The sequence below is a fragment of the Pseudopedobacter sp. genome (assembly GCF_040392825.1).
Taxonomy (GTDB): domain Bacteria; phylum Bacteroidota; class Bacteroidia; order Sphingobacteriales; family Sphingobacteriaceae; genus Pseudopedobacter.
Genome location: NZ_JBEBVH010000134.1, coordinates 1 through 10,437 on the forward strand (window position 1 = coordinate 1; position 10,437 = coordinate 10,437).

The 10,437-nt window shown below is 37.0% G+C and carries 11 protein-coding genes; 5 read left to right on the plus strand and 6 right to left on the minus strand.

Annotated features, from left to right (window positions below):
• Positions 1-105: 105 nt before the first annotated feature.
• A complete protein-coding gene (locus ABWO41_RS10675; RefSeq protein ID WP_353137515.1) occupies positions 106-531 on the minus strand; it encodes an Hsp20/alpha crystallin family protein in 426 nt (141 codons plus the stop codon).
• A 210-nt stretch (positions 532-741) separates the two neighbouring features.
• Here ABWO41_RS10675 and ABWO41_RS10680 point away from each other — a divergent pair, with 210 nt between their 5' ends.
• On the plus strand, positions 742-1,131 hold the full coding sequence (locus tag ABWO41_RS10680) for an acyl-CoA thioesterase (RefSeq protein WP_353137517.1): 390 nt from the start codon (positions 742-744) through the stop codon (positions 1,129-1,131).
• Positions 1,132-1,135: 4 nt separating this feature from the next.
• On the opposite strand, the gene folB is transcribed toward ABWO41_RS10680, so the two are convergent.
• A complete protein-coding gene (gene folB / locus ABWO41_RS10685) occupies positions 1,136-1,504 on the minus strand; it encodes a dihydroneopterin aldolase (protein WP_353137519.1) in 369 nt (122 codons plus the stop codon).
• A gap of 92 nt (positions 1,505-1,596) precedes the next feature.
• Between folB and ABWO41_RS10690 the strand changes: the two genes are divergently transcribed.
• Both ABWO41_RS10690 and ABWO41_RS10695 read left to right on the plus strand, forming a co-directional pair.
• Positions 1,597-1,815 (plus strand): hypothetical protein, encoded by a 219-nt coding sequence (locus ABWO41_RS10690; protein WP_353137521.1) that lies wholly within the window; start codon positions 1,597-1,599, stop codon positions 1,813-1,815.
• Positions 1,816-1,890: 75 nt separating this feature from the next.
• The gene (locus tag ABWO41_RS10695; protein WP_353137523.1) at positions 1,891-2,277 is read left to right on the plus strand and encodes an SRPBCC domain-containing protein; all 387 of its coding nucleotides are present in this window, start codon (positions 1,891-1,893) and stop codon (positions 2,275-2,277) included.
• Positions 2,278-2,332: 55 nt separating this feature from the next.
• Here ABWO41_RS10695 and lysA read toward each other — a convergent pair whose 3' ends face one another.
• Together lysA and ABWO41_RS10705 are read right to left on the minus strand one after the other, a co-directional pair.
• Positions 2,333-3,499: a diaminopimelate decarboxylase gene (gene lysA / locus ABWO41_RS10700; RefSeq protein ID WP_353137535.1), complete on the minus strand. Its 1,167-nt coding sequence runs from the start codon at positions 3,497-3,499 to the stop codon at positions 2,333-2,335.
• Between the two features lie 18 nt (positions 3,500-3,517).
• On the minus strand, positions 3,518-4,831 hold the full coding sequence (locus tag ABWO41_RS10705) for an aspartate kinase (protein WP_353137525.1): 1,314 nt from the start codon (positions 4,829-4,831) through the stop codon (positions 3,518-3,520).
• A 308-nt stretch (positions 4,832-5,139) separates the two neighbouring features.
• Here ABWO41_RS10705 and ABWO41_RS10710 point away from each other — a divergent pair, with 308 nt between their 5' ends.
• On the plus strand, positions 5,140-6,876 hold the full coding sequence (locus ABWO41_RS10710; RefSeq protein WP_353137527.1) for a phospho-sugar mutase: 1,737 nt from the start codon (positions 5,140-5,142) through the stop codon (positions 6,874-6,876).
• A 23-nt stretch (positions 6,877-6,899) separates the two neighbouring features.
• Positions 6,900-7,568 (plus strand): superoxide dismutase, encoded by a 669-nt coding sequence (locus ABWO41_RS10715; protein WP_353137529.1) that lies wholly within the window; start codon positions 6,900-6,902, stop codon positions 7,566-7,568.
• Positions 7,569-7,622: 54 nt separating this feature from the next.
• On the opposite strand, the gene ABWO41_RS10720 is transcribed toward ABWO41_RS10715, so the two are convergent.
• Positions 7,623-9,263 (minus strand): ribulokinase, encoded by a 1,641-nt coding sequence (locus tag ABWO41_RS10720; RefSeq protein ID WP_353137531.1) that lies wholly within the window; start codon positions 9,261-9,263, stop codon positions 7,623-7,625.
• A gap of 3 nt (positions 9,264-9,266) precedes the next feature.
• A partial coding sequence (locus ABWO41_RS10725; RefSeq protein WP_353137533.1) for a fucose isomerase occupies positions 9,267-10,437 on the minus strand: 1,171 nt, incomplete at its 5' end.

Genomic DNA, 10,437 nt, shown 5'->3' on the forward strand with positions numbered 1-10,437 from the left:
GTTTACGGCACAAGCGGACGCTTGCGCCAAACTTACAAACAAAAAAAGCCCCGCATGATGCGGAGCTTCCCAACTTAAACTAACCAATTATGAAAAACCTAAATCTTAACTAATTTGTATTTGCTTTGCCTGCGCTTTTTCTTCTTTTTTCTTTGCAATAGTAATGCTTAGTACACCATCGGTGTAATTAGCTTGTATGTTATCTGAATCTGCTATTTCTGGTAATGTGAACGATCTGCTGAATGAACTATAACTAAATTCTTTTCTGGTTATTTTTTTACCTTCTTCCACAGCTTCCTTTTTATTTTCTGCAGAAATAGTTAATACATTCTCTTCCAGATTGATTTTAAAATCTTCTTTTTTTAAGCCCGGTACAGCCAGTTCCACCTCGTACTGAGTGTCTGTTTCTGCAATATTAACTGCAGGTAATTTCGAAAAAGCTTTGTCGTTAAAAAGCGTATCGAATAAATCATTAAATGGTGTAAATGCTGGTGTGTAGCTTCTTCCGTTGTTAAATTTTACTAGTGCCATTTTTTATATCTCCTTATTTATTTTTTAATTTATCATTGTTGATAAGCTATAATCAACTCGTATACCAAGCGCAAAAACAAGACATTTTGTCTCAACTATCTATATTAAAAATGACATTTTAACAGTTTAAATTTATTTATGCGACTTTTTTACGGTTCTCAGCCTTTTAAAGATGACCAAGTTTGCTAATTTTGAATCAAATACCAGTTGATGAATAAGTTTATACTAAATTTTGAGGTTAGAGATTACGAGTGCGATTTGCAGGGCATTGTAAATAATGCAGTCTATCAAAATTATTATGAACATGCCCGCCATCAGTACTTAAAAAGTGCCGGACTTGACTTTGCTACTCTACATCAACAAGGGATAGATCCAGTGGTTTACAGAATAGAAATTGATTTTAGAAAGCCTTTGAAAAGCGGAGACAGTTTCCACGTAGAAACGAGCGTTGTTAGGGAAGGAAATCTAAAATTCATTTTTAATCAGGAGATTAAGATTCAGGAGAATTTAGTCAACAAAGCAAAAGTTGCTGTCGTATTTACAAGTCGGGGAAAACCAATACCTGCCCCTCCTTTTGTTCTGGAAGCCTTAGAACTATAAACGATTATTTGCTATAGTTAAGTTCGATAAATGATTTTGCGATTTCTGCCTGAATAGGCGGATTTAGCTTTTCTATCTTAACAAACGCTGTATTTATGAAGCTAAACTCCTTTAAAATATCCGAAAGGATTTCGTGAGCAACAGGCTCTATCAGCTTTCTTTCTTTAGAAAATGCTTGCTTGCATATATCATAAAGCCGTACATAATTTACTGTATTTTTCAGCTCATCGCTATATTCAGATTCAGAGACTTCCATTTCTACCCATACATTGGTTATAAATTTATTTTTAATAATTCGTTCTTCTTCATACAGCCCTATTGCAGCTAAAAAAACGATATCTTCTAAACCTATCTTTCGTAAAATCTGTGCCATGCAGTATTATGGTTAATCAAACTGAATGCAAACCTAATACATTTTTGGTTGTTATTATTATACATCAATTTATAAAACAAATATAAAAGCTTATGAAAAGAACAATCGGAATTATTTTAGCTATTATTGGCATAGCCATGTTAGTTTTGGGAGGTGGTTTTTCTTTCACCAAAAAAGAAAAGGTTATTGATGCCGGACCTCTTGAAGTAACCGCAGACAAACAGGAACATGTAAACTGGCCTCCTTATGTTGGCGGAATTGTATTGGTTGTCGGAATTGTTCTTGCTGTTTCTGGCAACAAAAACTCATAAATCATTTCAGATTTTGTTTCGCAGACTGATAATTAAACCTAATTTTGAGCAGGATTAATTTATCCTTTTGCAACAATGAAGAATTATAAAAAATACTATATTATTCCGGCACCTCCGGAAGAGGTTTATTGGGCGCTTACAAATCCTTTAAGTATTAAGCTTTGGACAGGGGAAGAAGCTGAAATGAACACAACGGCAGGCTCTGAATTTTCGATCTTCGACGGAAGCATTACCGGCAAAAACTTAGAGTTTGAAGAAGGTAAGAAAATTGTACAGCAATGGGATTTTGAAGGTGAGGAAGAAGACTCTATAGTTACCATCAAATTGCATGAACATAAAAAAGGGACTTCGGTAGAACTTATACATACCAATATCCCCGATGAAGTTTACGAAGAATTTGTTGGTGGCTGGAACGATAATTATTTCGGCAGTCTTTTGGAATTCTTTGAAGAAGAGCTATAAAAAGAGAAAGCCTTTGATTTTTTCAAAGGCTTTCTCTTTTATTAAGTATCTGCAATTATAATTCATCTGAGTAAACAGACCTGATTCCCGGTCTCAGGTTATAAAAAGAGGCCATCACTTCTCCATAAGCACCAGCCGTACGCAAAGCAATCAAATCGCCTCTTGTGGCTTCTACCAATTCTACTTCCTTACCAAAACAATCAGAAGATTCGCAGATTGGACCTACAACATCGTAAGGTTTCTTCACTTTGGCGGTATCATCCAAATAAGAAATATTCTCTATTTTATGATATGCCTGGTACAAAGCCGGGCGCATTAATTCGGTCATACCGGCATCCACAATCACAAAATCTTTTTTTATACCATGCTTTAGGTAAAGCACTTTTGTAATTAAGCTGGCACTTTGAGCAACCAAAGCTCTGCCTAACTCAAAATGCACTTCCTGATGTGGTTTAACTTCCAGAAAATCTTTGAAGATCTTGAAATAGCTTTCAAAATCGGCGATATTGTTCTCGTCCGGATGATGGTAATCAACACCTAAACCGCCACCCACATTTAATACCTTAACACTAACACCTCTTTCTTCAAACCATTGCTGAATCTCATTCACTTTTACGCAAAGGCTCTTAAATACGTTCATATCCGTTATTTGAGAACCTACATGAAAATGAATCCCCAGAAAATTGATATTCTTCGAAACCTTTAAAGTTTCAATCACCTTAGGTAAATCCCATGAGTTTACACCAAATTTATTCTCGTCTAAACCCGTTGTAATATAATGATGCGTATGTGCATCAACATTAGGATTGATTCTTACCGCTACTGAAGCTTTCTTTCCTTTCTTTCCGGCCAATTCATTGATGACCGTCAATTCCTGAACAGATTCTACATTGAAACAGAAAATATCATTATCCAAAGCCAGGTTGATTTCTGCATCAGATTTACCTACGCCCGCGAAAACAATATCATTATTAGTAAAACCTGTTTCAATTGCCCTACTTACTTCACCGCCGGAAACACAATCGGCACCAAAACCTATTTGTCTTATGGCCGACAATACTCTCGTATTGAAATTAGATTTCAATGCAAAATGTACATGAAATCCATATTTTGAAGAGGCTTCTTTACAAGCAGACAAGGTTTGATTTAGTAATCCCATATCATAATAATAAAATGGGGTTTCTTTACCTTCAAATTGTCCGACTATTTTGCTACTAAACATTTGTCCCATCCTCTCAAATCAGTTAACACCGAATAATCCCTGGTGTAAGCTTCTTAATGTTTCTACTTTGTCTTCGCTTCTGATTAAAAGAGAAACGTTATGGTTGCTGCCTCCGTAAGAAATCATTCTTAAAGGAATATCTTTCAATGCATCAAAAATCTTAGCAGCACCGCCATGTGTATTAGCGCCCAGATTACCAACTATACAAATAATGGTTTGGTTAACATCGACTTCTACCATACCAAAGTCGTTCAAGTCACGAGTAATCTCTCCCAGGTATTTTGTATCGTCTATGGTTAAAGACACAGCTACCTCAGAAGTTGTAATCATATCTATCGGAGTTTTGTAACGTTCAAAAACCTCAAAAACTCTTCTTAAAAAACCATAAGCCAACAACATTCTGCTGGATTGGATTTTGATAGCTGTAATACCATCTTTTGCTGCAATTGATTTAATGGTCTCTGCCGAACTTTCGCTGCTGATTAAAGTTCCAAAAGCTTTCGGATCCATAGTATTTAATATCCTTACAGGAATTTTATAACGCTGTGCAGGAAATACAGACTGCGGATGCAGCACTTTTGCACCAAAATAAGCTAACTCCGCCGCCTCATCAAAACTTAAATGAGAAATTGGTGTAGTTCCTTTTACGATACGCGGATCGTTATTGTGCATTCCATCAATATCTGTCCAGATTTGCACTTCTTCTGCTTTAATACCTGCACCAATTAAAGAAGCTGTATAATCGCTTCCGCCTCTTCTCAGGTTATCAATTTCTCCGAAAGAGTTTCTGCAGATATACCCCTGAGTGATATACAAATTATTATCTGACACTAAAAGAGGTGTCAGTTTTTCTGTAATGTAATCTACTATAGGTTCGTTATCTTCATCTATTTTCATAAACTCCAACGCAGGCAATAAAATAGATTTCACACCAATTTCCTGTAAATAAATATGGTAAAGTGTAGTAGAAATCAACTCACCTTGTGCAAGAACTACTTTTTCTTCTATCGGAGTAAACAGGTCGTTAGAGAACGACGTTAATAAATAAAAATGATAGTCTATTAAATCTTTTCCTTTGGCAAGAAATTCATCTTTAGCAAACAGTTCCTTGATGAAAATCTCGTACTTATCCTTAAGTGCCTTGATTAATTCTAAAGCCTTATTCTTATCGTTAGCCAGATAGGCCTGTGAAATTTCAACAAGGCTGTTAGTTGTACCAGAAACAGCAGACAATACTACGATTTGTCTTTCAGACGGATTAACAATGTCTAAGAGTTTTTTCATCCTTTCAGGGCTTCCTACAGAAGTTCCCCCGAATTTTAGAACTTTCATTTTATCTTATTTTAATATTTTTTTATTAGAGGGCACTAAAATAGATAAAACCTTTCATATAATGCTTTTTTAAACTGTTTAAAATTCAAAAAATGACCGCTATTTTAATAATTATAAAACGGGTCTTTGCAGGGGTTAATACCTATTTTTTAAGATTTTATAATTTTTACAGCTCAAAGCGACAACCTTCTGTCAACATTCTTGTTTAAAAGCAAAAAATATCTATAAATTTATCGCTTAATAATTGGAGATGGCTTAAAATGAGTTTTGCCTTTCTACCTATATTTAAGACTTAAATATTTCACAATATGCAAGAACTAGAACCTTTGGTAAAGGAAAAAATCGCCGTTTGGTTAAATGGAAATTACGATCAGGAAACTAAACAGGAAATTCAGAATTTAATAGATAGCCAATCTTATACTGAGTTAACTGACTCTTTTTATAAAGATTTGGAATTTGGGACCGGAGGTTTAAGGGGAATAATTGGTGCTGGTTCTAACCGGATAAACAAATATACAATAGGTATTGCTACCCAGGGGTTAGCCAATTATCTGCACAACAAATATCCTAACGAGAAAATCAAGGTAGCGATTGCTCACGACAGCAGAAATAAGTCTGATTATTTCGCAAGAATTACTGCCGAAGTATTATCGGCTAATAATATTCACGTTTATTTCTTTAAAGAATTAAGACCTACTCCTCTGCTTTCTTTTGCGGTACGTGAATTAGGTTGCAAAAGCGGTGTAATGATTACTGCTTCTCACAATCCTAAAGAATATAATGGTTACAAAGCTTATGGCGAAGATGGTGGCCAGTTTGTGGCCCCAGATGATAAACTGGTAATGAATGAAGTGGCTAAAATCCGTTCTGTAGACGAAGTGAAGTTTACAGCGGTTCCTGAAAACATCGAATACATTGGTGAAGAAATGGATAATCTGTATATAGAAAAAATTCTTTCTTTATCGGTTTCTCCGGATGCTATCAAACGTCAAAAGAATTTACAAATTGTTTATTCGTCTATACACGGCACTGGAATTACATTGGTTCCTAAAGCGCTGGCTGCTTTTGGTTTCGAAAATGTAACCCTGGTAGAGGAACAGGTTGAACCGGATGGAAATTTCCCTACGGTGGTGTATCCAAACCCTGAAGAGAAAGAAGCTTTAACACTGGCGATGCAAAAGGCTGAAGAGCTTGATGCTGATTTGGTTTTGGCTACAGATCCGGATGCAGATCGCGTAGGTATTGCCGTTAAAAATAACGAAGGTGAATTTGTGCTTTTAAACGGAAATCAAACGGGCGCTTTACTTGTAAATTACATGCTGGAGGCCTGGGAAAAGGCTGGAAAATTTAAGGGCAATGAATACATTACAAAAACTATTGTAACGTCTTATATTATTGATAAAATTGCAGCCAGTAAAAACATTACCTGTTATAACACTTTAACCGGATTTAAATATATAGGCCAGTTAATGACTCAATTCCAAAAAGATAAACGATTTATTGTTGGCGGTGAGGAAAGTTATGGTTATCTGGTTGGCGATTTCGTGAGGGATAAAGATGCTGTTGTTTCCTGTGCTTTTATTGCAGAAATGACTGCTTATTACAAAGATAAAGGCAGCAGCTTGTTTAATGCCCTTATTGATATGTATATTAAATACGGTTTCTACAAAGAAAAATTAGTATCAATTACTAAAAAAGGAAAATCAGGTGCAGAAGAAATTAAAGCTATGATGGAAAGGTTTAGAGAAAATCCTCCGATAAGCTTAGGCGGTTCTGAGGTTGTTGCACTAAAAGATTATGAACTTAGAAAGGAAAGAAACCTGATTACCGGCGAAGTTAAGGATATTGAACTTCCTAAGTCTGATGTTTTACAGTTTGTTACGGAGGATGGAAGTATTATTTCTGCCAGACCTTCGGGAACAGAACCTAAAATTAAGTTTTACTGTAGCATTAACGAACCTTTGTCCAGCAGGGAAGAATATGAGACTACGGATACAAAACTTGAAGTGAAAATCAGTAATATTATGGCAGATTTAAATGTTTAAATACAACACAAACAAAATCCGATATGAAAATTAAATCATTTATTTTAGCCGCTTTTTTATTAGCAGGAAACAGCTTATTTGCTCAATTCACCCAAAAACCACTTCCTTATGCATACAACGCTCTGGAACCTAACATTGATGCCTTGACTATGGAAATACATTATTCCAGACATCATGCAGGATATGTTAAGAACTTAAATGATGCTGTAAAAGGAACGCCAGCAGAAAAGCAAAGTATAGAAGAAGTTTTAAAATCTTTAGATGAAAAAAACACTGCTGTCAGAAATAACGGCGGGGGTCATTACAACCACGAATTATTTTGGTCTGTTTTAACTCCGGAAAAAAACACTGCTCCTTCGGCAGAACTGGCTCAGGCTATAAATGCAAAATTTAAATCTCTTGATGGTTTAAAAGCAAAACTGAACGAAGCAGGAGCAAAAAGATTTGGTTCTGGCTGGGCATGGTTAATTGTAGATGCTAACGGAGATTTACAAGTTACTTCTACTCCAAATCAGGATAACCCATTAATGCCTTTCGTGAGCAAAAAAGGAACTCCAGTTTTAGGAATTGATGTTTGGGAACACGCTTATTACCTTAAATATCAAAACAAAAGAGCAGATTATCTGGCTAATATCTGGAACGTTATTAACTGGAAGGAAGTAAGCAGAAGATATGCTGAAGCTAAAAAATAATAATGATACACTATTTAGAAAAAAGGCCTGTTAAAATTTAACAGGCCTTTTTTATTAAAGCTTCACCTTCCCTAAAGCCAAATATTTTTGATATAATTTGTTATAGACCGCAACACGATCCGGATTTGGAATATATGTAGCATCAAACCCCGAAGTTAATGCTTCCTGAGCCTGCTCTACGGTTTCATAAATACCAGCCACCGTAGCAGCTATCATTGCAGACCCTAAAGCACAGGTTTGCTCGCTTGTTACTACTTTAATTTCCATATCCAATACATCTGCCAAAGTCTGCATGACGTATGCTGATTTTTTAGATATCCCCCCAATGGCAATGACTTTTTGGATAGGTATGCCCTCTCCTATGAATCTTTCCGAAATAGCTCTGGCGCCAAAAGCAGTTGCCTCTACCAATGCTTTAAAAATCTCGGCCGCATGAGTTCCCAAAGACAACCCATAAAGTACAGATTTTAGATGATGATCTACATCTGGTGTCCTTCTTCCATTAATCCAATCCAAAGCCACTAAATCATTCTCTGAGACATTCAGCTTTGCAGCTTCTGCAGAAATATAAGGAAGTATTCCATCGGCAATTTCTTCTAATTGCCCGTCACTTAGTTTACCTTTAGCTAAATGTTCGAAAGGCTTAAACAGCAATTGCCTGAACCATCCATATAAATCTCCAAAGGCAGACTGTCCGGCTTCCAAACCTAAATATCCGGGTACAATGGAACCGTCTACTTGTCCGCAAATACCACTCACCAGATGGTTTTTATGTTTTTCTAAAGGAGCAATAACCATATCGCAGGTAGAAGTACCTATTACCTTAACCAGAGAATAAGGCTCTATACATGCCCCTACAGCTCCGAAATGTGCATCTAAAGCACCAATGGCTACTTCCACATCTTCCGGTAAGCCTAGTTTATTTGCCCACTCTTTGGTAATTTTGCCTGCAGATTGATCTGAAGTATAAGTATCTGTAAATAATCTTTCTCTGATTCCTTCCAGTTTAGAATCTAAAGCCGTCAGAAAATCCTGGCCTGGCAAACCTCCAAACTCTTCATGCCACATTGCTTTATGCCCTGCGGTACATCTCCCGCGTTTAATATCTTTTGCATGAGAAACTCCGGTTAACAAAGCTGGCATCCAATCGCAATGCTCTACCCATGAATAAGCATTTTTTAAGATACTATCGTCTACCCTGATCGTACGCAATATTTTAGACCAGAACCATTCTGAAGAATAGATTCCTCCTGAATATTTGGTGTAATCAACGTTCCATTTTTTGGCCAGCTGGTTAATTTCATCTGCTTCCTGATTTGCAGTATGGTCTTTCCAAAGAATGAACATCGCATTTGGATTTTCGGCAAACTCCGGAAGTAGAGCCAAAGGAGTTCCCTGTTCGTTAACCGCAACGGGAGTCGAACCGGTAGTATCTATTGCCAGCGCCTTAATATTAGCTGCTACAGACGAAGACACTTTAGAAACCACACTTTTAATGGTTTCTTCCATTCCTTCTATATAATCTAACGGATGCTGTCTGAATTGTGAAATAGCCGGATTGCAATATTGTCCCTGTTTCCACCTTTTATAAGAATGAACAGCAGAAGCAAGTTCTTCTCCGGTAAGGGCATTAATGAGTAATGCCCTTACAGAATCTGTTCCATAGTCCAGACCAATAACATATTTTTCTGTCATATCTTAAGAGAATTGTTTCCCTTCTACATCTACATCTCCACAAAAGTGAACCTGTATTCCCAGTTCTGCCAATGCTGCTGCTTTTATACGGCAAGCTTTATGCGCAGATGCCTCGTCGTTCGTATAAACGACCTGAATATGGTTTGCTTTATGCCTCGCCATCATCTGGTCTCTGCTTACGCCATCTAAAGTGGCATGCATAATTGGCCATTGAGGATTGGTTAATGCCCATCTTCTTTCTGTTTCCTCTTTTGGCAATTCAACAGCTTTACCAACACCTATGTCGCAATGTAACTGGTTGTCCTGTACAAACACCCTGCTCCAAACCAAATTACCTGGTTTAGCAATTCCTCTTAATGTACCACCACCTTTTTTGAAGAACATGGCAGGTTGTCTGATACTATCTGAACCGGCATAACCACCAATATGATGAGCCGGAGGAGCTGCTCCGGATATTAAGAATACCCAAACAAATTCTTCGGCACCGTTTACTTTAAAATTCTGTCCCCATCTTAAGTCATGCAGCGTATTCTCTGCAGCCATACCTAATTCTCTCCATAATTTATAAGTCAGCAACCCGTCAATTCCTGCACATTCATCCACTTCGTTAAAATGAGGCAATGCTTCTCCTGCAAATAACTCCTTGCCTTTTTCATTGAAAACCGGCGGACGATCCTGATTATTCAGTATACCTTCTACCAGGTCGCTGGCAGGTACCAGATCTTTTAAACCTTGCTGATATTGAATACCGATAGTATCGCAGCCAAATTCATCTGCCAAACGTAATGCAGCAATGTACATTTTACATTGGATAAGGGTTTGGCTTTTGGTCAGTTCTGTAGCTTCATCGGTTCCCCAATCAAACTTCATTCCTTTAGCTAATAACCATTCCAAAACTTTTTCTGCATCTGCATCTGAAACTTCAAGCATTTTTGCATAGAGTGTAGACTGACTTAGTCTTTCTTTGAAGATACCTGTTGCATGCAATAAATCGTCGGGCACAATAGCATTGAACATTCCCATACAACCTTCATCAAACACTCCCATAATAGCTTTGTTCGCCTTTAATTTAGCACCAAAAGCTCTTCCTTTTTCTTCATCTTCTTTTGGAAGGTTTGCAGACGAAAGAGATTTTACATGAGAATAATCGTGAGTTATCTTTCCAGTTGCCAGC